The sequence below is a fragment of the Gulosibacter sp. 10 genome (genome assembly GCF_900163695.1).
GTDB lineage: Bacteria > Actinomycetota > Actinomycetes > Actinomycetales > Microbacteriaceae > Gulosibacter.
In genome coordinates this window covers 34,787-59,535 of record NZ_FUIC01000030.1, presented here as the reverse complement: position 1 = coordinate 59,535, position 24,749 = coordinate 34,787, and the positions used below count along the sequence as shown (strand labels likewise).

At 73.2% G+C, this 24,749-nt stretch carries 26 protein-coding genes, 1 tRNA gene, 1 pseudogene and 1 riboswitch; of the genes and pseudogenes, 4 read left to right on the top strand and 24 right to left on the bottom strand.

Going from position 1 to position 24,749, the window contains the following annotated elements; translation table 11 throughout:
• Positions 1-34: 34 nt before the first annotated feature.
• From FM112_RS11665 to mca, 10 genes and pseudogenes are all read right to left on the bottom strand, one after another.
• Positions 35-493 (bottom strand): prepilin peptidase, encoded by a 459-nt coding sequence (locus FM112_RS11665; RefSeq protein WP_087007716.1) that lies wholly within the window; start codon positions 491-493, stop codon positions 35-37.
• Between the two features lie 78 nt (positions 494-571).
• Positions 572-1,924 carry a PhoH family protein gene (locus tag FM112_RS11660; RefSeq protein ID WP_254910470.1) on the bottom strand — a complete coding sequence of 451 codons (1,353 nt, stop codon included), beginning with the start codon at positions 1,922-1,924 and terminating at the stop codon, positions 572-574.
• Positions 1,925-2,078: 154 nt separating this feature from the next.
• Complete coding sequence (gene ribH, locus FM112_RS11655; protein ID WP_087007712.1) at positions 2,079-2,552, bottom strand: 6,7-dimethyl-8-ribityllumazine synthase; 474 nt, start codon at positions 2,550-2,552, stop codon at positions 2,079-2,081.
• 44 nt (positions 2,553-2,596) lie between these two features.
• A pseudogene (gene ribB / locus FM112_RS11650) lies at positions 2,597-3,184 on the bottom strand (3,4-dihydroxy-2-butanone-4-phosphate synthase); the annotation flags it as partial.
• The gene (locus FM112_RS17700; protein WP_369678170.1) at positions 3,181-3,414 is read right to left on the bottom strand and encodes a hypothetical protein; all 234 of its coding nucleotides are present in this window, start codon (positions 3,412-3,414) and stop codon (positions 3,181-3,183) included. The pseudogene ribB and the gene FM112_RS17700, both read right to left, overlap by 4 nt.
• Before the next feature lie 8 nt (positions 3,415-3,422).
• Positions 3,423-3,815 (bottom strand): riboflavin synthase, encoded by a 393-nt coding sequence (locus FM112_RS17695; RefSeq protein WP_369678169.1) that lies wholly within the window; start codon positions 3,813-3,815, stop codon positions 3,423-3,425.
• A gap of 8 nt (positions 3,816-3,823) precedes the next feature.
• Positions 3,824-4,984 (bottom strand): bifunctional diaminohydroxyphosphoribosylaminopyrimidine deaminase/5-amino-6-(5-phosphoribosylamino)uracil reductase RibD, encoded by a 1,161-nt coding sequence (gene ribD, locus FM112_RS11640; RefSeq protein ID WP_087007709.1) that lies wholly within the window; start codon positions 4,982-4,984, stop codon positions 3,824-3,826.
• Positions 4,985-5,101: 117 nt separating this feature from the next.
• A riboswitch (FMN riboswitch) is annotated at positions 5,102-5,248 on the bottom strand.
• A gap of 86 nt (positions 5,249-5,334) precedes the next feature.
• A complete protein-coding gene (locus tag FM112_RS11635; RefSeq protein WP_087007769.1) occupies positions 5,335-6,123 on the bottom strand; it encodes an isoprenyl transferase in 789 nt (262 codons plus the stop codon).
• A 10-nt stretch (positions 6,124-6,133) separates the two neighbouring features.
• Entirely contained in the window at positions 6,134-6,478 is a 345-nt protein-coding gene (locus FM112_RS11630) for a hypothetical protein (protein WP_087007707.1), read from the bottom strand.
• Complete coding sequence (gene mca / locus FM112_RS11625) at positions 6,479-7,351, bottom strand: mycothiol conjugate amidase Mca (protein WP_087007705.1); 873 nt, start codon at positions 7,349-7,351, stop codon at positions 6,479-6,481.
• Between the two features lie 84 nt (positions 7,352-7,435).
• Here mca and FM112_RS11620 point away from each other — a divergent pair, with 84 nt between their 5' ends.
• Positions 7,436-7,828, top strand: coding sequence for a DUF4307 domain-containing protein (locus FM112_RS11620; protein ID WP_087007703.1), 393 nt, complete (start codon positions 7,436-7,438; stop codon positions 7,826-7,828).
• A gap of 133 nt (positions 7,829-7,961) precedes the next feature.
• Positions 7,962-8,456, top strand: coding sequence for a transcription elongation factor GreA (gene greA / locus FM112_RS11615; RefSeq protein WP_087007701.1), 495 nt, complete (start codon positions 7,962-7,964; stop codon positions 8,454-8,456).
• Between the two features lie 114 nt (positions 8,457-8,570).
• On the opposite strand, the gene ilvA is transcribed toward greA, so the two are convergent.
• The 7 genes from ilvA to FM112_RS11585 form a co-directional block, all read right to left on the bottom strand.
• Complete coding sequence (gene ilvA / locus FM112_RS11610) at positions 8,571-9,827, bottom strand: threonine ammonia-lyase (RefSeq protein WP_087007699.1); 1,257 nt, start codon at positions 9,825-9,827, stop codon at positions 8,571-8,573.
• On the bottom strand, positions 9,824-11,035 hold the full coding sequence (locus FM112_RS11605) for an AI-2E family transporter (protein WP_087007697.1): 1,212 nt from the start codon (positions 11,033-11,035) through the stop codon (positions 9,824-9,826). The genes ilvA and FM112_RS11605 overlap by 4 nt, the downstream gene beginning before the upstream one ends.
• Before the next feature lie 6 nt (positions 11,036-11,041).
• The gene (locus FM112_RS11600) at positions 11,042-11,617 is read right to left on the bottom strand and encodes a LemA family protein (protein ID WP_087007695.1); all 576 of its coding nucleotides are present in this window, start codon (positions 11,615-11,617) and stop codon (positions 11,042-11,044) included.
• 10 nt (positions 11,618-11,627) lie between these two features.
• Complete coding sequence (locus tag FM112_RS11595) at positions 11,628-12,905, bottom strand: CHAT domain-containing protein (protein WP_087007693.1); 1,278 nt, start codon at positions 12,903-12,905, stop codon at positions 11,628-11,630.
• A 37-nt stretch (positions 12,906-12,942) separates the two neighbouring features.
• Positions 12,943-13,479, bottom strand: coding sequence for a lipoprotein LpqH (locus tag FM112_RS16915; RefSeq protein WP_140400667.1), 537 nt, complete (start codon positions 13,477-13,479; stop codon positions 12,943-12,945).
• A gap of 122 nt (positions 13,480-13,601) precedes the next feature.
• A complete protein-coding gene (locus tag FM112_RS16910; protein ID WP_140400666.1) occupies positions 13,602-14,738 on the bottom strand; it encodes a hypothetical protein in 1,137 nt (378 codons plus the stop codon).
• Positions 14,725-16,047, bottom strand: a complete 1,323-nt coding sequence (locus FM112_RS11585; protein WP_087007691.1) for a hypothetical protein — start codon at positions 16,045-16,047, stop codon at positions 14,725-14,727. Before FM112_RS11585 ends, FM112_RS16910 begins: the two co-directional genes overlap by 14 nt.
• A gap of 103 nt (positions 16,048-16,150) precedes the next feature.
• Between FM112_RS11585 and FM112_RS11580 the strand changes: the two genes are divergently transcribed.
• Positions 16,151-17,635, top strand: a complete 1,485-nt coding sequence (locus FM112_RS11580) for a hypothetical protein (protein WP_087007689.1) — start codon at positions 16,151-16,153, stop codon at positions 17,633-17,635.
• A 6-nt stretch (positions 17,636-17,641) separates the two neighbouring features.
• Here FM112_RS11580 and FM112_RS11575 read toward each other — a convergent pair whose 3' ends face one another.
• The 6 genes from FM112_RS11575 to FM112_RS11550 form a co-directional block, all read right to left on the bottom strand.
• Positions 17,642-18,814, bottom strand: a complete 1,173-nt coding sequence (locus tag FM112_RS11575; protein ID WP_176386804.1) for a sugar MFS transporter — start codon at positions 18,812-18,814, stop codon at positions 17,642-17,644.
• 96 nt (positions 18,815-18,910) lie between these two features.
• On the bottom strand, positions 18,911-19,720 hold the full coding sequence (locus tag FM112_RS11570; protein WP_087007766.1) for an ABC transporter ATP-binding protein: 810 nt from the start codon (positions 19,718-19,720) through the stop codon (positions 18,911-18,913).
• Entirely contained in the window at positions 19,720-20,838 is a 1,119-nt protein-coding gene (locus FM112_RS11565; protein ID WP_217874538.1) for an iron ABC transporter permease, read from the bottom strand. Before FM112_RS11565 ends, FM112_RS11570 begins: the two co-directional genes overlap by 1 nt.
• A gap of 14 nt (positions 20,839-20,852) precedes the next feature.
• Positions 20,853-22,010, bottom strand: a complete 1,158-nt coding sequence (locus FM112_RS11560) for an ABC transporter substrate-binding protein (protein WP_087007685.1) — start codon at positions 22,008-22,010, stop codon at positions 20,853-20,855.
• Between the two features lie 58 nt (positions 22,011-22,068).
• Positions 22,069-22,449, bottom strand: coding sequence for a hypothetical protein (locus FM112_RS11555; protein ID WP_087007682.1), 381 nt, complete (start codon positions 22,447-22,449; stop codon positions 22,069-22,071).
• 123 nt (positions 22,450-22,572) lie between these two features.
• A complete protein-coding gene (locus FM112_RS11550; protein WP_087007680.1) occupies positions 22,573-23,781 on the bottom strand; it encodes a hypothetical protein in 1,209 nt (402 codons plus the stop codon).
• A 135-nt stretch (positions 23,782-23,916) separates the two neighbouring features.
• Between FM112_RS11550 and FM112_RS11545 the strand changes: the two genes are divergently transcribed.
• Positions 23,917-24,615 carry a Crp/Fnr family transcriptional regulator gene (locus FM112_RS11545; protein ID WP_087007678.1) on the top strand — a complete coding sequence of 233 codons (699 nt, stop codon included), beginning with the start codon at positions 23,917-23,919 and terminating at the stop codon, positions 24,613-24,615.
• A 21-nt stretch (positions 24,616-24,636) separates the two neighbouring features.
• Here FM112_RS11545 and FM112_RS11540 read toward each other — a convergent pair.
• A tRNA-Leu gene (locus tag FM112_RS11540) sits at positions 24,637-24,710 on the bottom strand.
• Positions 24,711-24,749 lie beyond the last annotated feature (39 nt).

The window sequence follows — 24,749 nt, the reverse complement described above, 5'->3', positions numbered from 1 at the left end:
ACCCTTTCGCTGTTGAATGCGGTTCGAGTCCAGGCTACGCGAAATGCGCGGCGAGATACCCCGTCCAGTAGCCCAGCAGGAGGAAGGGCCCGAACGGCAGTTTGGCGCCGCGGCCGCGCCCTCGGAGCAGCAGTGCGAGCGCGGCCGCTCCCCCGCTCAGCGCGGCCACGAGGCCCGCGACCAGCAGGGCCTCCGCCCCGAGCAGGCCGAGGCCCGCCGCGAGCGGCAGCAGCAGCTTCGCATCCCCCATGCCGAGGCCGCCGCCGAGCGCGGCGAGCAGCGCCAGGAGGAAGGCGCCGGCCCCGGCGAGCAGCGCGCCGAGCGGGAAGGCGCTGCTCGAGAGCCAGGCGAGCCCGATGCAGGTCGCCGCAACGGCCCATCCGGGCATCACGAGCGCGTTCGGCAGCCGGTGCTCGGCGAGGTCGTGCCGCACGAGGGGCGGCGTGACGAGCGCGACCCAGCAGGCGACGAGGCAGGCGGCGGTGATCTCCACGCGCTCAGGCTACGGAAACGGCGGACGCGGGCGAGCCGGTTATCAACAGGCCCGCCCGCGCCGCATCGCGCCGCCGGATCAGCTCAGCTCGTAGTCCTCGAGCAGCTCCGTGACGAGCGCCGCGATCTCGCTCCGCTCGGAGCGGGTGAGGGTGATGTGGCCGAACAGCCGGTGCCCCTTGAGGGTCTCGATGACCGAGGCGACCCCGTCATGCCGTCCGACGCGGAGGTTGTCGCGCTGGGCCACGTCGTGGGTGAGCACGACCCGCGAGCGCTCGCCGATGCGCGAGAGCATCGTGAGCAGCACGTTGCGCTCGAGCGACTGCGCCTCGTCGACGATCACGTAGGCGTCGTGGAGCGAGCGGCCGCGGATGTGCGTGAGCGGCAGGATCTCGAGCATGCCGCGATCGACGACCTCGTCGAGCACGTTGTCCGACACGATCGAGCTGAGCGTGTCGTACACGGCCTGGCCCCACGGGTTCATCTTCTCGTCCTGGTCGCCCGGCAGGTAGCCGAGCTCCTGCCCGCCCACCGCGAAGAGGGGCCGGAACACCATGATCTTGCGGTGCAGCCGCCGCTCGAGCACCGCATCCAGGCCGGCCGCGAGCGCGAGCGCCGATTTGCCCGTGCCCGCGCTGCCGCCGAGCGAGACGATGCCGACGCCCGGGTCGAGCAGCAGGTCGATGGCGAGCCGCTGCTCGGCCGAGCGGCCGTGCAGGCCGAACACCTCGCGGTCGCCGCGCACGAGCCGGACGCGGTCCTCGCCCACCACGCGGCCGAGCGCGGAGCCGCGCTCGGACTGGATGACGAGCGACGTGTTCACCGGCAGCCCGTCGACGGCGCGGGTGTCGAGCTCCTCGCGCTCGTAGAGCTCGCCGACCTCCTGCGCCGCGAGGTCGATCTGCGCGGTGCCGGTGTAGCCGGTGTCCGCCGCGAGCTCGTGGCGGTACTCGTCGGCGTCGAGGCCGATCGCGGAGGCCTTGATGCGCATGGGCAGGTCCTTCGACACCACCGTCACGCGGTGCCCGTCGCCGCTGAGGTTCGCGGCCACGGCGAGGATGCGGGAGTCGTTGTCCTCGAGCCGCATGCCGCGCGGGAGGACGTCCTGACTCGAGTGGTTGAGCTCCACCCGCAGCGTGCCGCCCTCCTCGCCCACCGGGACCGGGCGGTCGAGCTGCCCGTGCCGGATGCGCAGCTGGTCGAGCAGCCGCAGCGCCTGCCGCGCGAAATAGCCGATCTCGGGGTCGTTGCGCTTCTTCTCGAGCTCGACGATCACCGTGATCGGCAGCACGATCGCGTGCTCCTCGAAGCGGAAGATCGCGCCGGGGTCGCTCAGCAGCACGGAGGTGTCGAGCACGTACACCCGCAGATCGATCTGGTCCTCGCCGGGATCGGCCGGTCCGAGCGTGTTCTTGAATTCGGTACTGGTCACGGTGCTCGCGCTCCTCTCATCGGGACTCTTCCCGATGCCTGCACAGTATCGATGCGCAAATCGACGGATCCTGCACTCGCTGCGGGTTTCAGGAACGTTCAGTCCGAGTTCACCTCCAGTGTGCCGCATCGGGCTGAACAGCGGCGAGGGATCGTCACCAGTCCCCCAGGGCCCGGATCGTGGCGAGCACGGCGTCCGCGGCCTCCGCGCCCTTGTCCTCGCTCGACCCGGGCAGCCCGGCGCGGTCCACCGCCTGTTCCTCGGTATCGCACGTGAGGACGCCGAACCCGACCGGCACCCCGGTGGATACCGCGACCGATCCGAGTCCGTCGGCGACCGCGCCGCAGACGTACTCGAAATGCGGGGTGCCGCCGCGAACGACCGAGCCGAGCGCCACGACCCCGTCGGGCGCCCTCGGAGATCGCAGCACCCGCGCGGCGGCCACCGGCAGCTCGAATGCACCCGGGACGCGCACGATCTCCGCCGGTGGGGCGCCCGCCCGGGAGAGCGCCCGCTGCGCGCCCGCGAGCAGCGCTCCGGTGACCTCGCCGTGCCACTCGGCCACGACGATCACGATGCGCAGGCCGCGACCGTCCGCGTGCAGCTCCGGTGCGCCCTCGCCGCTCATCGTGCTGCCTCTCGCTCACCGGGCCGGGTGCCGCGCATCCGCTCGACGATGTCCTCGATGGCGAGCAGCACCAGCCCCTCGTCCTCCGCAAGCCGCCGTGCCTGCGCGAGACGCATCGGGTCCCCGGCGTCGTGCACGAGTTCGGCGATCGCGCCGACCTCCCCCGCTCCGGCCAGCCGGAGCAGGTCCACCGCTGCCTCCGTATGGCCAGGACGCTCGAGCACCCCGCCCGGCGCGGCCCGAAGCGGCAGCACGTGCCCCGGCCGGATGAGGTCCGCGGCGATGGAGTCGCGCCCGGCCAGCACCCGCAGCGTCGCAGCCCGGTCTCGCGCCGAGATCCCGGTGGTGATGCCGCTCGCGGCGTCCGCGCTCACGGTGTAGGCGGTACGCAGGGAGTCCTCGTTCCGAGGCACCATGAGCGGCAGCCCGAGGCGATCCGCCACGTCTGCGGGCATGGGTGCGCAGAGGAATCCCGAGGAGTGGCGGACCGTCCACGCGATCCACTCCGGGGTTGCCCGGTCCGCGGCCAGGATCGCGTCGACCTCGTTCTCGCGATCGGCGGCGTCGGCGACCAGCGCGGGGCGTCCCGCCCGGAGATCCGCGCAGGCGCGGAGCAGCGCTTCCCGGTTCATCGGGCCGCCTCCCGTCCCCGGGGCGCAATCCGCGCGTTCGCCGCAAGGGCGCGCTCGACGTACTTGGCGAGGATGTCGACCTCGAGGTTCACGCGGTCGCCCGGGACGAGGGCACCGATGGTCGTGCTCGCCGAGGTGGTCGGGATCACGGACACGCCGAACCCGTCCGCCTCGACGGCCGTGACCGTGAGCGAGATGCCGTCAACGGCGATGGATCCCTTCTCCGCGATGTACCGTGTCAGGCCGGGATCCGCGCGGAACCACAGGTCGTCCCAGCGCTCGCCCCGGTTCGGGAGCGCAACTCGCCGACCGCGTCCACGTGGCCCTGGACGAGATGCCCGCCCAGGCGGGAGTCGGCCCGGAGCGCGCGCTCGAGGTTGACCCGGGTGCCGGGCTCCGCCCGGTCGAGGGTGCTTCGCTCGAGCGTCTCGCGCATGACCTCGGCGGTGAACGCGCCCTCTGGCGAGCGCCGCACGACGGTGAGGCAGACGCCGGAGACCGAGATCGAATCTCCGGGCGAGGCGTCGGCGGTGACGGCTTCCGCCGCGATGGTGAGCAGGGTGTCGGCGCGCGTTCCGGCGCGTTCCGCGCGCAGGATCGTGCCGATCTCCTCGACGAGTCCGGTGAACATGGGGCTCCTTAGCGGTTGACGGATGGATTCGGGGGCGTGCGCCCGGCGTTTCCCGGCGCCGGGACGGCTCGGACGAGCAGATCGGCTCCGCTGCGCTCGATCGCGCCGAGCCGCCAGCGGTCGGCGTCCGAGAGCGTCTCGACGCCGAGGCGCTCGACGGCGCCAACGCCCGAGCCGAGGAGCAGCGGGGCGATATGGAGCTCGAGCTCGTCGACGAGGGCCTCGCGCAGGAACGCGCTTGCGACCCTCGCACCGCCCTCGACGAGGACGTGTCTGACGCCGCGGTCGCGGAGCAGGTCGAGCGCCGCTCGCGGGTCCCGGTGCGGGATCTGCAGAAACTCGCCGGGCGAACTGCGGATCCGCGCCGAGACCGGCACGGCTCGGCGGCCGAGGGCTACGCGGAGCGGCTGATGCCCGGCAGGGCGCTGCGCCTCATTGCGGGCGGTGAGCCGGGGGTCGTCTGCGAGGACGGTGCCCATGCCGACGAGCACGGCGCCGACCCGGCCGCGCAGCCGGTGGGCGGCCGCGCGCGAGGCGGTCGAGGTGAGCCACTTGCTGCTGCCGTCGGCCGCTGCGATGCGGCCGTCGAGGCTCATCGCGAGCTTGAGCGAGACGAAGGGCCGGCCGGCGCGAATCGAGGCGGCCCAGACCCGGATGAGATCCTCCGCCTCACCGCTCGCGACGCCGGAGCGCACCCGGACCCCGTGGCGTCGGAGCAGCGCACCGCCCCCGCCCGCGATCGGGTCGGGATCCCGCGCGCCGTACACGACCTCGGCCGCCCCTGCTCGGATCAGGGCATCGGTGCACGGACCGGTGCGACCGGTGTGGCGGCAGGGCTCCAGCGTGACCACGGCCGTGCACCCGCGAACGTCGAATCCACGACGCCGCGCATCGGCCAGCGCGGCCACCTCGGCGTGCGGCGTGCCCGCGCCGCGATGGTGCCCCTCGCCGATGACGGTCCGCAGAGCCGTATCCCCGCCTCTTCCGGCGAGGTGCCCGGGTGCAAGGAGCACGCAGCCCACTCGCGGATTCGGGCCGTGCTCGGGCCCTCGGCGCGCGAGCGAGATCGCCCGGCGCATCGCCTCGCCGATGGAGATAGCGGAGCCCGTCCCGCGATCGCCGTCTGGCGAGCGGCGCGCCTTCGAGGCGGCGGATGCCTGCGTGTTCATTCCGAGTGTCCTTCCCCTGCGGCGGCACCGGGGTACGGGAACACTCGCGAAGCCCTCGGGATCCTTCCGCGGATCCCGGCGAGCGATCGCCAGCGGCGCCGACGCGATATCGCGTCGGCCATGCGCCTCCCATCCAGACTCTGACTGTCGGCTCTGGAATTTCACCAGATCAGCGCTTCCCGTGCTCGACATATGCATGTCGGACGGGTCGCGGTCGCGGGCTATCACCGCCGGTTCGGAATTGCACCGACCCCGGAGCATGTTGCTGGCCACACCGTAGAGCACGACGGCACGCGCCCGCAACGGCTTCGCGACATGCCGCGTAATCTCCGGGCGGCTTCGGCGATCCGCTACTGCCCGTAGCGGCGGTTGCGCGTGGCGTAGTCGCGCAGCGCGCGCAGGAAGTCCACCTCGCGCAGGTCCGGCCCGAGCGCCTCGACGAAGTAGAACTCGGAGTGCGCAGCCTGCCAGAGCATGAAGTCGCTGAGCCGCTGCTCGCCCGAGGTGCGGATCACGAGGTCCGGATCGGGCTGGCCGCCCGTGTAGAGGTGCTCGCCGATGAGCTCGGGCGTGAGGATGTCGGCGAGCTCCGCGACTGAGCCGCCCTGGTCGGCGTAGTCGCGCACTATGGCGCGCATCGCGTCGACGATCTCGTTGCGGCCGCCGTAGCCGATCGCGAGGTTGACGTGCGGGCCGCGGGCCTTCTCGGTGGTGCGCTCGATCTCCTCGAGCGTCGAGACGAGCCCCGCGTCCAGACCCTCGGAGGAGCCGACGTGCTGCACCTGCCAGCGCTCGTTCTTCGCGAGGTCGCGGGCGAGGCTGCCGATGATGCCCATGAGCGCGCGGAGCTCCTCGGGCGAGCGGCCGCGGAGATTGTCCTGCGAGAGCAGGTAGAGCGTCACGGTGCCGATCCCGGCGCGATCGCACCACGAGATGAACTCGATCATCTTCGCCGCGCCCGCCCGGTGGCCGGCCGCGGCGTCCTCGAGCCCGAGCTGCCTCGCCCATCGGCGGTTGCCGTCGATGATCATCGCGATGTGCTGCGGGCGCGTGCTCATCGCCCCGAGCGAGCGCCAGAGGTTCCGCGCGTACAGGCGGTACGCGAAGTCCGGCGCGCGGAACGGGTGGCGACGTTTCATGAACGCCAATCTAGTCCTTGCGCGGCGCCGAGTCCTGATCGTCGGGGTCCGCCGCCGGTGCGGCGCCGGCCTCGTCCGGGGATTCCGCGGGGCGCTCCCCCTCGGCCGTTCCCGGCTCCTCGGCCGCCGCCTGCTCGCGCTCGAGCTCCTCGCGGATGGCGAAGCGCGCCTGCACCCGGGAGGAGCGGCGCATCAGGCTCATGGCGATGACGCCGACGCCGAGCATGAGCAGGACCGTCATGAAGAATCCCGCGGGCCCCGGCGTCACGTCGACGGGATTGAACGGCTGGTCCGTCGGCGTGGGGGTCGGCGCCGCTTCGACGAGCCGGATCAGCCCGCGTTCGAGAGGTGACAACTAGTTCTTCCCTTCGGGGTCGATGCCGGCGAACAGGTCCGTCTCCGGCAGCCGGGTGTCGACGCGCGCCTCGACGAGCTCGTAGTCCTCGTACGGGTAGGCCACGAGCTCGAGGTCGCGCGGGTAGCCGAAGAAGAACTCGTTGTCGGGCGCCACCTGGCTCGCGTGGGCCCGGAGCGCGTTGTCCCGGCGATCGAACGTGCCCGAGATGTCGATCTTCGTCGTGCGGTTGCGGTGCTTGGTCCGCAGCCGCTCGACCACGGCCTGCATGCGGTCGGCCAGGTGCTCGAGCTCGGGGTAGTCCTTGAGCCGGTCGAGCATGGAGCGCGAGCGCTCCTCGTTCATGGTCTGGTCGTAGTAGAGCTTGAGCGGCTCCCACGGCTCGCCCAGCTCGTGCTCGGCATCGCGGCCGGCCCGCTCCCACGCGAGCAGCGTGATCTCGTGCGTGCGGATGTGGTCGGGATGGGGGTAGCCGCCGGTCTCGTCGTAGGTGACGATCACGTGCGGGCGGAACTCGCGGATGAGGCGGATGAGCGGGCGCACGCTGACCTCGGCGGGGATGGCCGCGAAGGTGCCGGGCTCGAGGCTGCCGTCCTCGCGCGCCATGCCCGAGTCGCGGTAGCCGAGCCAGCGGTGCTCGATGCCGAGGATGCCCTGCGCCTCCGCCATCTCCACCCGGCGCAGGCCGGGGAGATCGCGCTCGGCGTGGGCGCGCGCCGGCACCGCGGTGTTCAGCACATCGCCGGCCTCGCCACCGGTGCAGCTCACGATCATGACTTCCTCGCCGCGGTCCTCGTAGGCCGCGTACGTGCCCGCGCCCTTGCTCGATTCGTCATCGGGGTGCGCGTGGACCGCGAGAAGTCTGAAGGTCATCGAGAGCTCCTGTCAGGGGTGGGATGGCGCCTCGGGTAAGCTGGCGCGCAGCAATGAACAACTCTATCGCGAGAGAGCACCACCGTGACGGATCTTGACGCGCGCTACGGCACCTCGCGCCGCGCCGCCGGACGGGTCCGCCCCGGGGTCTGGTGGACGCTGCTGGCCGTCCTCGTGCTCGGCGTGATCGGGTTCTGGGCTCTGTCGCTCACGAACCCCGGCGGCACGATCGAGACCTCCCCGGGCCGCTTCGAGGTGCACTCCGACACGGAGGCGCACCTGGACGCGCGGGTCTCGGTGCAGCCCGGCACGGAGCTCGCGTGCACGGTGGAGGCGCAGAACGCGGTCAACGCGGTCGTGGGCTTCGAGACCGTCGTGCTGCCGCCGGCCGAGGAGCAGCACCAGACGCTCTCGGTGACGCTGCGCACGACCCAGGCGGCCACGCTGCTGCTCGTCCGCGAGTGCTGGATCCCCTGATCCGCGTCCCCCGATCCGCCCCGCCGCCCGGCGCGCACCGGCCGGCCTCCGGCCGCTCCGCAGCGCGGCCCGCTATACTGCTTGACCAACAGCCCTGACAGGAGGTCGGGGCTTCTGTCGTATATCCGAGGAGATGTCCATGACCGCCCAGTTCGACTCAACTTGGCTCACCCAGGAGACGTTCGATCGCCTGCAGGAAGAGCTCGAGTTCCTGTCGTCCACCCGGCGCCAGGAGATCACGAAAGAGATCCAGGAGGCCCGTGAGGACGGCGACCTCAAGGAGAACGCCGGCTACCACGCCGCCCGCGAGGAGCAGGGGCGCATCGAGGCTCGCATCGCCGAGCTCGAGGCCATGCTCAAGCGCGCCGTGGTGACGGAGGCGCCCGAGGCCGACGGCACCGTCGTGCTGGGCACCGTCGTGACCGCCAAGATCGGCCCGCGCGAGCAGAAGTTCCTGTTCGCGAGCCCCGAGCTCGAGTCGCAGACCGAGCTGCGCGTGTTCTCGCCCGAGAGCCCGATCGGGCAGGCGATCGACGGCCTCAAGGTCGGCGATACCGCGAGCTACACCGCGCCGAACGGCAACGAGATCGCCGTCGAGGTCAAGGACGTCGAGACCTTCCGCGGCTGAGCGCCCGCGCGGCGCACGAGGAGCGCTCCCCGAACCGGTCGGTTCGGGGAGCGCTCCTCGTTTCCACGGCGGAATGAGTTCCCGCGGCAGCGCTGCCGGCTGCGCCGAGAGCGGCTAGAGCGAGGCGTTCCGGTCGACCCTGGGGTTGTAGCCCGCCTCGCGGAGCCGGTCGAGCACGAGCGTGGCGTGCTCGGTGCCGCGCGTCTCGACCGAGATCTCGAGCTCGACCTGGTTGATCTGCAGGCCCTTGTTGTGGCGCGTGTGCAGCACCTCGATGACATTCGCGTCGATCGAGGCGAGGATGCTCGAGATCCGCGCGAGGTGACCGGGCCGGTCCTGCAGGCCGATGTTCAGCTTGAGGTACCGCTCGGACGCCGTGAGGCCCGTGGAGATGACCTTCTCGAGCATCATCGGGTCGACGTTGCCGCCGGTCAGCACCGCGACGGTCTTGCCCTCGCTCGGCGCCTTGCCGGCCAGGATGGCCGCCACGGTCGTGGCCCCGGCGCCCTCGACGACGAGCTTGGCGCGCTCGAGCAGCAGCAGGATCGCGCGCGAGATGTCGTCCTCGGTGACCGTGATGATCTCGTCCACGTACTTGCGCACGAGCTCGAAGGAGAGCGAGCCGGGCACGTCCACCGCGATGCCGTCGGCGATGGTGGGCTTCGCCTGGATCTTCACCGGATGGCCCTCGGCCACCGAGACGGGGAAGGGCGCCGAGTTGGCCGACTGCACGCCGATGACGCGGATCTCGCGCCCCTGCTCGGCCGCGAGCCGCTTCGCGGTGGCCGCGAGCCCGCCCGCGAGCCCGCCGCCGCCGATCGGCACGATGATCGTGTCGACGTCCGGCAGCTGGTCCACGATGTCGAGCGCCAGCGTGCCCTGGCCCGTGATGATGTCGGGATGGTTGTAGGGGTGGATGAACACCGCGCCCGTGCTCTCGGCGAACTCCTGGGCGCCGGCGAGCGATTCGGCGACGTTGTTGCCGTGCAGCACGACGTCGGCGCCGTAGTTGCGGGTGGCCTCGAGCTTGGGGATGGGCACGTCGAGGGGCATGAAGATCGTCGCCGGGATGCCGAGCTCGCGCGCCGCGAACGCGACCCCCTGCGCGTGGTTGCCGGCCGAGGCCGCCACGACGCCGCGCGAGCGCTCCTCCTCGGTGAGCTGCGAGAGCCGGTAGGTGGCGCCGCGGATCTTGTAGGAGCCGGTGCGCTGCATGTTCTCGCATTTGAGGTAGATCGAGCCCCCGCCGTACCTGCTCAGGAACCGAGCGGAGTCGAGCAGGGTCACGCGCGTGGTGCGCTGCACGATCTCGCGCGCCGCGCGGACCTGCTCGAGCTCGGGTTCGAAGGTGATGTCGACGGGTTGGTTCACGCTTGGGGTTCCTTCTTATTGCGGCGGATGACGAGGGGGACGCGGCGCGGCACGCTATCGGCGTCCTCCTCCGATCTCATGCACTCGGTGGGGTCGGGTTCGCCGCGCCATCGGCCGGATGCGATGTATTTCACCATAGACTTCACCGCGGCGACGACCGGCACGGCGAACACCGCGCCGCCGATGCCCGCGAGGATCGAGCCCCCGCTCACCGTCACGAGCACGGCGAGCGGATGCAGCTGCACCGCCTGGCCCATGATGAGCGGCTGCAGGATGTTCGCCTCGATGGCCATGACGGCGACGACGATCGCGAGCATGATGACCGCGTTCCAGAAGCCGTTGGCGATGAGGGCGATGACGGTGGCGAGCGCGCCCGAAAGCGTCGCGCCGATGAGCGGCACGAAGGCCGCGAGGAACACGACGATGCCGATGGCGAGCGCGTAGGGCACCTGCAGGACGACCGCGCCGAGGAATATCCCGATCGCGTCGATGAGCGCGACCACCACCTGCACGCGGACGTAGTGGCCGGTCGAGATCCACGCCCGCTCCCCGGCGCCGTCGAGCGCGGCCCGCGCCGAGACGGGGAACAGCGAGACGAAGAACAGCCAGATGCGGCGGCCGTCGAGCAGGTAGAAGATGACGGCGAAGATGACGAACACCGAGCCGGTGAGCACCGCCGCGACCGTGGCCCCGGCCGAGAGGGTCTGCTCGATGAGGGTGTCGATGTTCGACTGCACCCACAGGATGGCCTCGTCGAGCCACAGGCTCAGCTGGTCCTCGCTGAGGTGGAGGGGCGTGGACTCGAGCCAGGCGAGCACCTCCTGGTACCGCCGCTGGATGTCCTCCACGTCGAACTGCTGGCCGCTGCGGAAGGCGAGGACCACGAGGAAGACGAGCGCGCCGACGCCGAGGAACAGCGAGAGCAGCCCGATGATCATCGCGAGCCACTTGGGCCAGTGCAGGTCGCGGGTGAGCTTGTTCGTGAGCGGCACGAGCAGCGCCGTGAACAGCAGCGCGACCAGCAGCGGCACGATGATGATCGCCGCCTTGCCGATCAGCCAGATGACCGGTATGGCCCCCAGCACGATGACGAGCCAGCGCCAGGACCAGGCCGCGGCGATGCGGACGGGCCTCGAGACGAAGCTCGCCTCCGGCTCCATCGTGCGCAGCCGCTCTTCGGGGCGCGGCACCCGGGTCGATCCCGCCATGGACGGCTAGAACTGCACCCGGGGCGGCTCGGAGATCGCCGCGCGGTCCGCGACCTCGAAGAACTCCCGCTGCGCGAAGCCCATGGGGCCGGCCACGACGTTGTTCGGGAACGTCTTGATCGACGTGTTGAGCTGGCGCACGCTGCCGTTGTAGTAGCGGCGCGCGGCCTGGATCTTGTTCTCGGTCTGCACCAGGTCGCTCTGCAGCTGCGAGAAGTTCGCGTTCGCCTGCAGCTGCGGGTGCGCCTCGGCCACCGCGAACAGACTGCGCAGGGCTCCCTGCACGTGGTTCTCGGCCTCGGAGGCGGCCGCGGGCGTCTTCGCCTCGAGCGTCTCGCCCCGGGCTCGGGTGACGTCCTCGAACACCTTCGACTCGTGCTTCGCGTAGGACTTCACCGTCTCGACGATGTTCGGGATCAGGTCGGCCCTGCGCTTGAGCTGCACCGTGATGTCGCTCCACGCCTCCTCGACGCGCACGCTGTGCTTCGTGAGCTTGTTGTAGGTGACCCATGCCCAGACGAGGATGATGAGCAGGATGAGGGCGAGGATGCCCACCGGGATGATCCAGCCGAGTTGTTCCATGCGCCGAAGTCTACCGAGCCGGGATGACCGCGCGCCCCCTCCGTTCGAGGGATTCCGTGACGAATGCCGAGGCCCACAGCAGCGGCGTGTCCGCGAGCGCCCCGCCGTGCTCCCAGGCGGCCGCCCGCTCGCGCTGCCACGCGTTCAGGCGGGCGGCCGGGTCCTCATCGAGCAGGGCGGCGTCCACCGCGAGGACGAGCTCGCGCAGCGGCGACCGGCCGCCGAGGTCCCCGCCGCGGGCGAGGGCGCGATCGGTGGGCAGCGCCCAGGCCGCGGCGATCGCGATGCGCGCGCCCCGCAGGAGCATCGCGGACATGATGCCCATCGGCTCCGAGGAGCGCAGGTCGGCCCCCGAGCCGCAGGCCACGAGGCCCACGCGCGGCGGGATGCGCCAGCCGCCGAGGAGGATGTCGCGCGCGGCGAGCGGCAGATGCGCGCCGTCCGGCCCGCGGTCGGCGAGGTGCAGGGCCGCGGTCTCGCCGCCGTCCGCCGCCGGATCCGCGCGGGTCACGTGGCCGACGTAGAGGAGGCCTGCGGCGGCGGCGCAGGCCTCGCGAAGCCAGTCTCGGTCGAGGTCCGACCTGCGGAGGAGCTCCTCGACCGATGTCGCCGGCGGGAGGGCCGGCGCGTCGGCGCGGAGCAGCCCGGCGAGGGCATCCCCCTCGCGGGGCCGGCCGAGCACCGAGCCGAGCGCGGAGTCCGCCGCGGCGCCCGGCACGCGCGGATCGACGACGAGCACGCGGGCGCCGTCCGGCGCCGTGGGATCCGCCCCGACCGGCTCCACTCCCATCGGCGCCGCCCCGACCGGCGCCGTGCCGATCTGCTCCGCGGCGAGCGCGGCCCGCGGCACCCCGATCTCGATCGTCGCGAGCTCGAGCAGCGCCTCGCGCGCGGGGCGGGGGCGCAGCAGCGCCCAGGGCACGCGGGCGAGCCGGGGCGAGGGCTGGATGCGCAGGCGCGCCCGTTCGGTGCGGCGGCTCGCGAGCGCCTCGACGAGCGGGGCCGGCAGCAGCGCGTCCGCGAGGGCCCCGCCGAGCGCGGCCGCGGCCTCGGGCGAGGCGAGCGCGCCCTCGGAGAGGGCCCGCGCGATCGCCCGGTCGAGCGGCTCCGCGTCGCCGCCCGGCGCCCCGGATGCCGGCTCGGGCAGGGTGCGGGCGAGCAGCGCGTCGATCTTCGCGAGGTTCTCGGCGCCGATGCGCCCGGCCTCGACGAGCTCGGGCCGGTCGTCCCAGCGCCACGAGAAATAGCCGTCGACGGCCTCGATGTACTTCACGATGAGCGTGGGCATGCGAAGAGTCTCGCATGCCCACGCGGCCCGCCCGGGGTCAGGGGCAGGTGACAGCGAAGCTGAACTCGGCGGTCTCGACGCTCGTGGGGTTCTCGAGATCGGCGACGATCCCCTCGCCGGTGATCGTGTACGTGTCGCCGTCCACGGCGACCTCGGCCGAGCCCTGGCCGGTCCCCTCCTGGTAGGCGACCGCGTCGCCGCCCGTCGTGACGAGCGCGACGCTCTGCACCGAGGGCGCGTCGCCGGTGCCGAGCACGGCGCCGAGCCCCTGCCCCGAGTCGGCGCTCAGGTCGCTCGAGGCCACGGCGATGTTCAGCGTGCCGCCGGCCTCCTCGCAGACGATCTGCGGGTCGGCGACCTCGACGGTCTCGCCGGCCACCGTGATCTCGACTCCGCTCCCGGCCGAAGCCGCGCCGCCCTCCTCGGCGGGCGCGTCCCCGGCCGGCTGCTCCGCCGCGGTCTCCTCGACCTTCGAATCCGTGTCGGCGCCGCCGTCGGAGGGGCTGCTGCACGCGGTGAGCGCTGCGAGCAGCGTCATGGCCGTGCCGACGGCGGCGAGGTGCTTGCGGTTCATGATGGTCCTTCCGGTCTGCGGCCGCCCCTTCGGCGCCCGTCGCCGAAACGCTACGACCGGGCCGGGGCTACCGATCACGGGTTCGCGGGGCCGAATCCGGGAGCCGGAGCCGAAGCGCCCCGTCAGTAGCGGCGCCGGGCCGCCTCCAGCTCCGCGGCCAGCAGCGGCAGGCCGCGCCCGGTATCGAGCCGCGCCTCGGCATGGGCGCGCACCCGTGCCCGCACGGCCGGGGGCTCCTCGACCGCCGGGCCGATGCGCACGTGCACGTCCTCGGGCCGCAGCAGCCAGACCGTCGCCGGCGCGAGCGGCAGCGCCGCCTCGGCGGTGCCGTCCGCCCGCAACTCGGCCGTCACGGCGGCATCGGCCGCGTCGCCGACGCGGATCTCGACGGCCAGGCCGCGCACGTCCGCCTTCGGCAGCAGGCGGGCGGCGAGTGCCAGCCGGGGCGCCGCGCCGGCCTCGATGGACCACCGCAGCGCGGACTCGCCGGCGTCGAAGCATCCCGGAGGCACGGCCTGCCAGCAGATGGGCGCAGTGCCCGAGAGCACGCCCTCCGGGAGGCGAGCCCCGCCCCCGCCGTAGCCGGCGGCGAGCGCGTACCGATCCGCATCCGCGAATCCGCCCGCCTCCCGCACCGATGCACCCGATCCGGCCGGGCCGCCCCCGGCGGCGCCGGCCCCCGGCGCGTCCTCCTCGAGCCGGCCGAGGGCCGCGGCGGCGAGCGCGGCGATCCGCGGCTCGGGGCTGTGCGCATACACCCGGTACGGCTCCGGGCCGTGCCGCTCGAATCGCGCCCGGTCCTCGTCCACGGCCTCGCCGAGGCAGGGCTCGAGCGCCTCGGCGAGTTCGAGCGCCTCGGCGTCGAGCAGCGCGGCGTCGAGGCCCGGGATGCCGTCGGCGGGGCTCTCCGGCCACCAGGACGCGGCCCAGCGGGCGTGCGCGAGCCGGTGCAGCTCGGCGGCCAGCGTCCCGTCGAGCTCCACCGGCAGCTGCCGAGCGTCGGGCGCTGCGTCGGCGAGCCGGGCGGCCTCCTCCAGCAGCGCCACGTGCGCGGCCTCGCCCAGGAGCATCCACAGCCAGTCGGCCTCCGCCGCGTCGAGCACCGAGATGCGCGGCGGGTCCGTCGCCGCAGCGTCGAGCGGCCATTCGAGCACGGCGCCCGCGCATTCGAGCACGCGCAGCTCGAGCACCCGGCCCGGCGGCGGTTCGACGCCCTCGGGCTCGAGCGCGAGCAGCCCCTCCCGGCTACGCAGCAGCATGGCGCACCGCCTCCCCCGACGTCCGCGACCGTTCGAGCAGCCTGCGGATGCGCTGCTTCTGATCCTGCAGCACCGAGCGGAGGATGCCCGAGAGCAGCTCGAGCGCCTCGGGCCCATCCGCGACCGCCTCCCCGAGCACGTCGCGGCCGTGCAGCCGCGTCCACAGCCGGGCGAGGTAGGGGCGGGCGAACGCCCGCAGCTCGTCGACCACGGGGCGCTGGCCGGGGTGCACCGCCTCGCCTTCGCACAGCAGGCGGCGGGCGCGGAGCACGAACGCCTCCTTGCGGGCCCGCGCCTGCAGCTCCCGCGCGAGCCTCGGCGCCTCGGGCGGCGCGCTCGCGTCGAGCGGGCGCAGCCACAGCGCGAGCGCGATGCCGGCGCAGAACACGGTCTGCTGCGCGGGCGACTCGAGCCCCCAGGGGGCCGCGGTGCGCGCCGCCTCCGCCGCGAAGCGCTCGGCGATCGGCTCGTCCGTCCCCCGATCGCGCAGGCGCCGCAGCGCGGCGCGCACGCGATCCGCGAGGGCGCGATCGAGCGCGGCGGCGGAGGCGGCCCGCTCGAGGACGGGCGGCGGGGCCAGCGGATCGTGCGCGGAGACGGCGCCGCCGGGCTCCTCCGCCCGCAGCCGCTCGGCGAGCTCCCGGACGACGCCCGCGCGCCCTCGCGCATCGAGCCCCGCCGCCGTCGGTGCCCCGGAGGCGAGGAGCGCGCCGAAGCCGCGCCGCGCGGCGATCTCCCCGCACTCGTCGAGCAGCGCGAAGAGCAGGCTCGGCAGCGCCTCGGCCTGCGGCGTCACGGCCTCCGGCGCGCCGCGCCAGGCCCGGCGCAGGTCGGCCTCGGCCCGCCGCAGCGCGTCCTCGTCGCGCAGGTACTCCCGCACCGCGGCCGCGCCCGACTCCTCGGCGTGCACCTCGGCGAGCATCGCCGCGCAGCGCTCCTGCGCGTCGGCGCCCGGCGGGCCCGCGAGCGCCGCGAGCTCGTAGGCGCGCGGGAAGTAGAGCTCCTGGACGTCGCCGGCGGTGATCCCGCGCCTGCGCCGCTCCCGGCGCAGCAGCGCGAACCACTCCCCCGCGGCCTCCAGGCGGCCGCGCTGCCGGGCGAGCTCGCGGCGGACCTCCTCGGCCGCCGCCTCGTCGAGCAGCGGACGCGCGAGTCCCGCGCGATCCCGCGGCCTGAGCACGAGCGGGTCGATCAGGCACTTCACGGCGCGGGCGAGCACGCGGCCCTCGCGGTTCGTGAACGCCGGCGCGTCGATCCCGGCGGCCCGCCAGGCGTCGGCGATGACCGCCGTGCGAGGTCGTGCCGCCATGTCCCGTCCTTCCCGGCCCTCCATCCTTCCCAGAGTCTACGACGCGGGCGCGCCGGTCCCCCGATCGCAGCGTTCCGCCGCCCGCCGGTGGCAGGATGCCTCCATGGAGGATTTCGCGCCGGAGGCGGTCCGGGTGAGGGAGCTGCTCGAGCGGGCCGCCGCGCTGCTGCAGTCGGGCGACGCCGCCTACGAAGGGCCCCTGTCGGAGGCCCGCGCGCTCGCCGAGCGCATCGCGGATCCGGCCTCGGCCGACGATGCGCGGACCCGGATCGGGCTGTTCCGGCACGCGATCGCCGCGGCCGAGGGCGACGCCTCCGAGGCGCTGGCGCATCTCGACGAGGCGCTCGCGGCGATCGGCCGGCAGCGCCGGCGCGGGCTCGCCGCCGACCGGCTCGACGACCACGAGGCGAGCACCCGCCTGGCCCGCAGCCGCGTGCTGCACGGCGTGCAGCGCTTCGACGAGGCCGCGGAGGAGATCGGGCGCGCGCGCCGGCTCGCGCCGGGCACGCTCGATCCCGAGGAGACCGACCGCTCGGCCCGGATCGCGGCGGCCGCGGTGGAGTTCGCCCGCCAGGAGTATCCGCGCGCGCGGGACCTCTACGCCCGGCTGGCCGAGGAGTACCGCGCCGCGGGTCGGCTCGGCGAGCTGTGCACCGCGCTGATCGGGCTCGCGCAGTCGCACGCGCGCTGCGGCGAGCACGCCGAGGCGCGGCTCGTGCTCGACCGCGCGGAGCCGCTCGTCGCCGATGTCGACCAGCAGGGCGCGCTGCTGCAGCTCCGCGCGTACCTCGAGATGCTGCGGCCCGAGGACGAGGAGCCCGAGTACGGGCACTACGACCGCTACGTCGACCACGTGGAGGCCTACGAGCACGTGCTCGGCATCACCCACCGGGCCGAGGCGCGGAAGACCGGCGCGGCCCGGGCCCACCGGGGCGAGGAGGTGGAGGCCGCCCGCGTCGAGCTCGAGCGCGCCGTGGCGGATGCGCGGCGGGCGGGGCATCAGCTCGACCTCGCCACGACCCTCATCCGCTGCTCGGCCGCCACGCAGGACTGCGCCCTGCTCGCCGCGGACGTCGAGCTGCACGCCGCCGCGATCGGGCAGGTCGAGGAGGCGCGGGTGATGCTCCAGGGGCTCGACCAGCCGCTGCTGCTGGCCGCGGTGGACTACACGGCCGCCTCGTACCTCGCGCAATGGCATCCCGAGGTCGTCCCGGAGTCCTGCGCCGTGCTGCGCGCCGCGCTCGAGCGGTGCCTGCCCGCCGCGGTCTACCTGCATCGGCGCAGCTTCGACGCGGAGGCCGTGGCGACGCGGCGGGGCTTCGCCGAGCATCACGCGCGCGCCGCGGTGCACCTGGCCTGCACCCTCGCCTTCGAGCTCGGCGAGAAGCGCGTCGTGGCCGAGCTGGTGGAGCTGCTCGCCGCCGGCGCCGAGTTCCGCGGCGCCTCGAAGCGGGGCGCGCTGCTGGCGGCCGCGCCGCCGCCGCTGCGCTTCGCCCCCGACGCGATCGTGCTGGCGGCCCCTTCGGCGGATGCGGGCCGCTGGTACGGGGGCGCGATCGATGCGCGGCCGCCCGTGCCCACCTGGTGACCGGCGTCAGCCCGCCGCCGCGCCCCGCGGTCGCAACCCGAGGGTCAGCCCGACGGCCGCGAGGACCGCGCCCAGCGCGATGAGCAGCAGCGTGAAGGGCATGACCGTCGTGCCGTCGTGCTCGATCGCCACGCCGATGAGCCAGGGCGCGAAGGCCTGGCCGACCATCGACCCGGCGACGACGTAGGAGAAGCGGTGGCCGTGCGCGAAGCCGGAGCTCGCGAGCCAGGTGAGGCCGTTCGGGAAGATCGGGCCGATGAAGAAGCCGCAGAGCAGGAAGGCCCACATCGCGCTCGGCTCGTGCATGGCCCAGACGAGCGAGGCGGCCATGCCGATGCAGCTCGCGGTGACGAGCACCGGGATGGCGACGAGGCGCGTGAGCCCGGCCGCGGCGAAGCGGCCGACGACCATCGCGAACCAGTAGCCGGAGGTGGCCCACGCGGCGCTCGACTCGTCGTGGCCGAGGGCGCCGAGGAAGGTGGGCTCCCACGTGCCGATGCCCGACTGCACGCCGAAGTGGGTGACGTAGAGCAGCACGAATCCCGCGACGACGGCCGCGCCGACGAACCAGTGCGCCCGCGCCACCGGGGTGCCCGACTCCTCGGGCGCGTCCACGGGCGTGGGGCGGGCCGCGAGCCCGCCCAGGCACGCGACGGCGATCGCGTTCGCGACGCCGACGGATGCGAAGATCGCCCAGTAGCGGTCCGTGCCGATCAGCGCCAGGACGGCCGGCGAGAGCACCGTGCCCACCCCGAAGAAGCCGTGCGCGACGTTGACGAGTGCGGGCCCGCGGGTGCCGGCGCCGATGATCAGCAGCTGCGTGATGAGCATGTCGACGCCGCCCAGGCCGAGCCCGGCGATCAGCGCCGAGACGAGCACCATCGGCCACGAGAACGCGAAGGCGAGCGCGAGGGCGCCGCCGCCGAGCAGCACCGCCGAGGCCATCAGCGTCGTGCGATTGCCGAAGGGCCGCAGCGCGAAGGGCGCCGCGAGCACGCCCACGACCGCGCCGGCCGACTGCAGCGCGAGCCCGGCGCCGGCCGCCGCGTCCGAGACCCCGAACTGCTCCTTGAACCCCGGGATCGCGATGCCGTAAGTGGCCACCAGCAGGCCGATCGAGGTCATCACGACCATGCACGCGAACACCGCGCGCCGGTCGAACAGCGTCTTCGACTGCATCGCCACCTCCTTCGCCGTCCGAGGCGGCGCCGCCCCGGCATCCGTCATCGGACCCGGCCGCGGGGACCGGCATACGGTTCACGGCACCGGAGGAGTCTACGCCACCCCGGGGCGCTCGATCGCGCTGAGCGGCAGCACGCTGCGATGGAGCGTGCCGTCGATCTCGGCCTCGAGCACCTCGAGCAGGACGCCGAAGGCCTCGCCGAGCGACTCCTTGGTGAGCACCTCCGCCGTCGGCCCGTGCAGCGGTGCGCCGTCCCGCCGCAGCAGGAGCACCTCGTCGGCCACCCGCAGCGCGTGCGTGGGGTAGTGCGTATTCATCACCACCGTGAGGCCGCGCCGGTGCACGAGGTCGTCGAGCAGATCGAGCACGATCAGCTGGTTCCGGAAGTCCAGTCCCGTCTCGGGCTCGTCGAGCACCAGCACCTCGGGTCCGCCCGCGAGCGCCCGGGCGATGAGCACCATCTGGAACTGCCCGCCGCTGAGCTGCCCGCACGGCGTCTCCGCGAGGTGCTCGATGCCGACCTCGGCCATCGTCTCGCGCGCGATGCGCCGGTCGGCGCGTCCGGGTTGCCCGAAGGTGCCGATATGCGCGGCCCGGCCGATGGTGACCATGTCGAGACCGGTGAGCGAGAGCGAGGCGGCGTTGCGCGCCTGCGGGACGAAGGCGAAGCGCCGCCATCGCTCGTGACTCGGCATCGTCATGATGTCCGCGCCGTCCAGCAGCGTGCGGCCGCGGCTCCACGGCTGCAGCCCGAGCGTCGTGCGCAGCAGCGTCGTCTTCCCGACGCCGTTCGGCCCGAGCACCGCGAGCAGCCGCCCGGCATCGACCGCGAACGAGATGTCGCGCAGCACCGGGGCGGCGCGCCGGTATCCGAAGGTGCCGTGCTCCACCGCAAGCGTCATCAGGACCACCTCCCGCCGGTCCTGCGCAGCAGCACGATGAACACTGGTGCGCCGATGATCGCGGTGAGGACCGAGATGGGGATCTCGGAGGCGAGCAGCGTGCGCGCGAGCGTGTCGATCGCCACGAGGAAGATCGAGCCCAGCACCGTGCTCACCGGCACGACGGCGCTGTTGTTGTTGCCGCACAGCATGCGGGCGATATGCGGGATGAGCAGCCCGATCCAGCCGACCTGCCCGCACATGGCGATGCACGCCGCGGTGATGAGCGTGGCGGACACGATGAGCGCGGCGCGGATCGCGCCGACGCTGGTGCCGGATGCGCGGGCCTCGTCCTCACCGAGCGCGAGCACGTTGAGCCGCCAGCGGAGCGCGATGATCACGGCCGAGCCGAGGACGATGAGCGGGGCGCCGAGCAGGATCTGCCGCATCTCGGCGCTCGCGAGGCTGCCCATCAGCCAGTACGTGATCTGGGGCAGCTTGTCATCCGGATCGGCGGTGAGCTTGAGCAGCGAGAGCACGGCGTTCGCGATCGCCGAGACGACGACGCCCGCCAGGACGAGCATCACGATGCTGCTCCGGCCCCGGTGCCGGGCGATCGACACCGTGAGCCCGACTGCGGCGATGCCGAACACGAGCGAGATGAGCTGCACGCCGATCAGGGGCACGCTCAACAGCAGGCCGATGACGGCGCCGACGGAGGCGCCGGCCGTGACGCCGAGGGTGTCCGGGGTGGCGAGGGGATTCGAGAAGAGGCTCTGGAACGCCGCGCCGGCCACCGCGAGTCCGCCGCCGACGATCACGGCGAGCACGATGCGCGGGATCCGCAGCCCGAAGACGACCGAGTCGATCCGATCGCTCACCGGCGCGCCGCCCATCCGCGACGCGAGCGCCGCGAACAGATCCTCCGGGCTGAGCGAATAGCGGCCGAGCAGCACGCCCAGGCAGCACACCGCCAGAAGCACCGCGAGGAGCACGGGCACGACCCAGCCGCGCAGCCGCCCCTCCTCGACGAGCGAGAGCCCGCCCCGGGCACGGCCGCCGGCCGGGGCGGGCGGGGACCCCGCGGTGCGCGGCGCCTTCCCACCCGACCCGGCCGCGACCGGGGACGTCTCCCTCACCGCCCCCTGCACGATCAGCGGTCCACTTCGGCCGAGTAGGAGCCGGCGTACATGTGCTCGAGCTGCTCGTCGCTGAGCTCGTAGCCGTACACCTCGAGGTAGTACTCGCGCGTGAGCTGGTCGAGCGCCTCAGGGTCCGCGAGCTCGGGGTAGACGGCGGCGCCGATCCAGTGCGCCACGAGCGGCGCATCCGGATTCGGGGTGAACCAGTTCCACCACCCGAGCCGGGTCGAGAGCACCTCGCCCTCCTGCACGGCGGTCATCGTCGAGAGGTCGACGCCCTCGAGCCCGCCGAGCACGTCCTCGGGCAGCAGTCCCGAATGGCCGTAGCCGCTCAGGAGGATGACATCCGGATCCCACTGCAGCAGCTGCTCGCTCGAGACCTCCGAGAGGGGCTGCTGCGCGCCGATGGCCGCGTTGTCCGCGTTCGCGGTGTCGAGCCAGAAGGTGCCGAAGAACTCGGGCTCGCCCTGCACGGTGAGGGTGCCCGGCTTGTACCCGGTGATCTCGAGGACGTCCTTGCGGTCGGCCTCGGGGATCTGCGCGTTCTTCTCGCGCGCGTCCGCGATGATCCCCGCCCCGTACTCGATGACCTCGTCCATCTTGCCGTCCTCGTCGAAGACGTCCTCGAGCAGGCGCAGCCACTCGGTGTACGTCACCGCCGGGTCGCCCTGGGTCTTGAAGCCCACGGCGGGGATGCCGGCCTTCTCGAACAGCTCCCCGTGCTCGGCATTGCTCGCGTTGTAGAGGACCACGTCCGGGTCGAGTTCGAGGAGCGATTCGACGTTGAGCTCGCCGTTGTCGTAGTAGCCGGTCTCGACCTCGAGCAGCTCCGGGGCGATGTCGGCGGCGACGGTGCCCTCGAGGCTGTCCACGACGGCCTGCGACATGCCCACCAGGTAGGGCGCCTCTCCTTCGAAGAAGGCGGTGTAGGTGGAGGCGATCGGGATCTGATCGACCGCGACGCGGTCGATCTCCGCGGGGATCTCGATCTCCTCGCCGGTGTGGTCGATGATCGTCCGAGTCGACGACGCGTCGCCCTGGGCGTCGCCGCCTGCCGGGTTCGAGGTGGTGTTCGCGGTGCAGCCCGAGAGGGCGAGCAGTGCGATGGACGCGACCGCCACGGCTCTGCCGATGCGCTTCGTGCGGTGCTGTGCGAGCGGGATGCTCATGGTTCTCCTTGGGTTCTCGGTTGTTCGCGGTTGAAGCAGTCGGGTCGCGCGATCGCGGTCAGGCGGTCGATACGACGAGCGTGAGCAGCAGGCGGGAGGGTTCGAGCGCGGTCACCTCGTGGGGGACATCCGCGTCGACGCAGAGCACGGCTCCGGCCGCGAGCTCGTGCGCGATCTCGGGCAGGGCGAATTCGACGCGCCCCTCGAGCACGGTCACGATCAGCGGTGCGGGCGCCACGTGCCGGGCGAGCACGGCGCCCTCCCCCAGCGCGAGGTTGCGGATCCGGTAGTGCTCGCCGTCGAAGGTGCGATGCGGCGAGACCCGGCCCGCGGCGATCGGGTTCAGCCGGGCGAAGTCCTCGACGCGGGAGGCGAGGAGCCGGGACCAGCCGCCGTCCGTGCACTCGGTCTCGGTCTCGGCGGGATGTTGCTGGGTCATGGGTTCGGTCCTTTCGTCGGTTTCCGCGCCGGCGCGGGAACGGTGCGATCGCGCCGGCGCGACGGCCGGCGCCCTTCCGGCCGGGACGGCCTTCGAGCTGGATGGGAGGGGCGGCGCAGGCGATCAGCCCTGCGCCGCTGCGGCGTGCAGGGCCCGGTGCCCCGCCATGCCGAATCCGGTCGCGGGGGTGAGCGCGCCGTGGCTCAGCACGGAGCGGCAATCCCGCCAGAGCCGGCCGAGCTCGGTGTCCTCGAGGGTGAGCGCGGTGCCCGCGAGCCCCGCGAGGCGCTCCACGGCTTCGCCGGTGTCGCGCACGACCCGCCCGAGCAGGGAGCGCGTGCGCAGCTGGAGCGCCGGCGCGATGCCGGGCTCCGTCTCGGCCGCGGCGTCGAGGCCCTCCGCGAGCCGGACGAGCAGTTCCTCCGCCGCCGCGAGCCCCGTCCCCGCCTCCCCGAGCTGCTGGGCGTAGACGGTCTCGGGGTCCGGGCCGGCGGCGGCAGCCGGATAGGAGCGGGGCGAGAACCCTCCCCGGCGCGCGACCTCCTCCGCGAGCGCCGTGCCGGCCCCGATCGCCACGGCGGCGAATCCCATGCTGGTCGGCAGCACCTTGGGCAGGCGCAGGTAGCGCGTCTCGGCGTCGAGCCGCGCCATGCACCGCTCGAATTCGATCACCGCCCCCTCGGGAACGCGGATCCCCTCCGCCCGCAGCGTATTGCTCGCGGTACCGCGCAGACCGAGCGATCGCCAGGTGTCCAGCACCTCGAGCCGCTCGACGGGGAGGATCATCACCACGCGTCCGCGCTCGTCGTCCTGCGCGTCCACGGTGGCCCACTGCGCGTGCTGCGAGCCGGAGGCCATCGTCCAGGTGCCGGTCAGCACGTACTCGTCCCCCGCCCGGCGCACTCTGGCGTCGCCGCTGCCGTAGGAGCCGCACATGCGCAGGTCCTCGCCCTCGGCGAGGCCGGCCCAGGGGTCGACATCCAGGCACTGCGCCGTCGCGATGTGCGAGGAGGAGGCCACCATGTTCCAGGCCGCCGCGGGGTGGAGCCGCGACAGGGCGAGCGAGGCGCGCACCACTGCGGCCGCGCCGGCGGCCATGCCGCCGACCCTCCGGGGCGCGGTGATGCGATGGCAGCCCAGGGCGTCGAGCGTGGCGACGGCCTCCGCACCGATGCCGCCGGTCGAGTCCGAGCGGCGCGCGTCCTCCCGGAGCAGGTCCGCCCGGGCCTCGAGGCCTCGCAGCATGTCGTCGAGCGCCGGGATCGGGGGCGGGGTCTTCGCTCCCTCGGTCCGCGCCGCGAAGGCCGTGTCCTGCTGCTCCGATATCGCCACGTACGGCGGTCCTTTCCTCGCCCCGTCCGCACTGCGCTCCGCACGCGAAGTGGTTAGGGTAGCCTAAGCTGTTCTCGAGCGAGTCTGGCACGCGCATCGCACCCGCGCGGTTGCCACGGCAACGAAGGGACCCCGATGACCGTCACACTGCCGCACGCCCGCACCGAAGCGCCCGAGCCGCGGGCTCCGGGCTGGCGCGAGGGCGAGCTGTTCGCGGGCATCACCGAGGAGGATTTCGCCTGCGTACGGCACTGCCTGCGGGCCTCGGTGGTCGAGTTCGAGCGGCACGATCTCGTGCTCTCGCATGTGCCGGGGAGGCAGATGATCGGGGTGATGCTGAGCGGCGTGGGCCTGGACCGGCAGGGCCGCGAGGACGGGACGGGCGTGCTCGTCGACGTCGTCGAGCCGGGCGATCTGTTCGGCGACGGCTGGGGAGAGCTCTCCGGCGCGCAGGCGCGCGAGGTCTCGGCCGCGTCCGCCTGCACGGCCGTGCTGCTGGACGCCACTCGGCTCGTCGAGGGGCACTCCGCCTGCGCGGTGCGGCCTCGGCTGGTGGACAACTTCCTGGTCACGGTGCTGCGGAAGCAGCTGCGCCTGCGCGACCACTTCGATCTCATGACCCGGCGATCGCTGCGGGACCGGCTCCTCGCCTATCTCCGCTCGCAGGCGGAACGGGCCGGCCGGTCGGCGTTCGCCATCCCGCTCTCGCGCGCCGAGCTGGCCGAATACCTGCATGCCGATCGCACCGCCGTCTCGCGAGAGCTGACGCGGATGCAGCGCGAGGGCCTGCTCGAATACCAGCGGAACCGATTCCGACTCATCGTCGACCGCTGACCCTGCCGGCCCGCCTTCCGGTCCCCCCACTCGGACTCGAACCGAGAACTCAACGATTTTAAGTCGTTCGCCTCTGCCAATTGGGCCATGGAGGGGTGCGCGCTCCTCGCCTCGCGCGGGAGTGCGCCGCTCGC

Excerpts from the sequence above, each read along its gene's own strand:
- FM112_RS17695 (WP_369678169.1), bottom strand. The coding sequence starts at position 3,815 with ATGTTCACCGGACTCGTCGAGGAGATCGGCACGATCCTGCGCGCGGAA.
- FM112_RS11545 (WP_087007678.1), top strand. The coding sequence starts at position 23,917 with ATGACCGTCACACTGCCGCACGCCCGCACCGAAGCGCCCGAGCCGCGG.
- greA (WP_087007701.1), top strand. The coding sequence starts at position 7,962 with ATGTCCATGACCGCCCAGTTCGACTCAACTTGGCTCACCCAGGAGACG.
- FM112_RS11585 (WP_087007691.1), bottom strand. The coding sequence starts at position 16,047 with ATGGCGGCACGACCTCGCACGGCGGTCATCGCCGACGCCTGGCGGGCC.
- mca (WP_087007705.1), bottom strand. The coding sequence starts at position 7,351 with ATGACCTTCAGACTTCTCGCGGTCCACGCGCACCCCGATGACGAATCG.
- ribD (WP_087007709.1), bottom strand. The coding sequence starts at position 4,984 with ATGAACACGCAGGCATCCGCCGCCTCGAAGGCGCGCCGCTCGCCAGAC.
- FM112_RS11600 (WP_087007695.1), bottom strand. The coding sequence starts at position 11,617 with ATGGAACAACTCGGCTGGATCATCCCGGTGGGCATCCTCGCCCTCATC.
- FM112_RS11560 (WP_087007685.1), bottom strand. The coding sequence starts at position 22,010 with ATGAGCATCCCGCTCGCACAGCACCGCACGAAGCGCATCGGCAGAGCC.
- FM112_RS11635 (WP_087007769.1), bottom strand. The coding sequence starts at position 6,123 with ATGAAACGTCGCCACCCGTTCCGCGCGCCGGACTTCGCGTACCGCCTG.
- FM112_RS16910 (WP_140400666.1), bottom strand. The coding sequence starts at position 14,738 with ATGCTGCTGCGTAGCCGGGAGGGGCTGCTCGCGCTCGAGCCCGAGGGC.
- FM112_RS11595 (WP_087007693.1), bottom strand. The coding sequence starts at position 12,905 with ATGCCCACGCTCATCGTGAAGTACATCGAGGCCGTCGACGGCTATTTC.
- FM112_RS11605 (WP_087007697.1), bottom strand. The coding sequence starts at position 11,035 with ATGGCGGGATCGACCCGGGTGCCGCGCCCCGAAGAGCGGCTGCGCACG.
- FM112_RS11555 (WP_087007682.1), bottom strand. The coding sequence starts at position 22,449 with ATGACCCAGCAACATCCCGCCGAGACCGAGACCGAGTGCACGGACGGC.
- FM112_RS11570 (WP_087007766.1), bottom strand. The coding sequence starts at position 19,720 with ATGACGCTTGCGGTGGAGCACGGCACCTTCGGATACCGGCGCGCCGCC.
- FM112_RS11580 (WP_087007689.1), top strand. The coding sequence starts at position 16,151 with ATGGAGGATTTCGCGCCGGAGGCGGTCCGGGTGAGGGAGCTGCTCGAG.
- FM112_RS11575 (WP_176386804.1), bottom strand. The coding sequence starts at position 18,814 with ATGCAGTCGAAGACGCTGTTCGACCGGCGCGCGGTGTTCGCGTGCATG.
- ribH (WP_087007712.1), bottom strand. The coding sequence starts at position 2,552 with ATGAGCGGCGAGGGCGCACCGGAGCTGCACGCGGACGGTCGCGGCCTG.
- FM112_RS16915 (WP_140400667.1), bottom strand. The coding sequence starts at position 13,479 with ATGAACCGCAAGCACCTCGCCGCCGTCGGCACGGCCATGACGCTGCTC.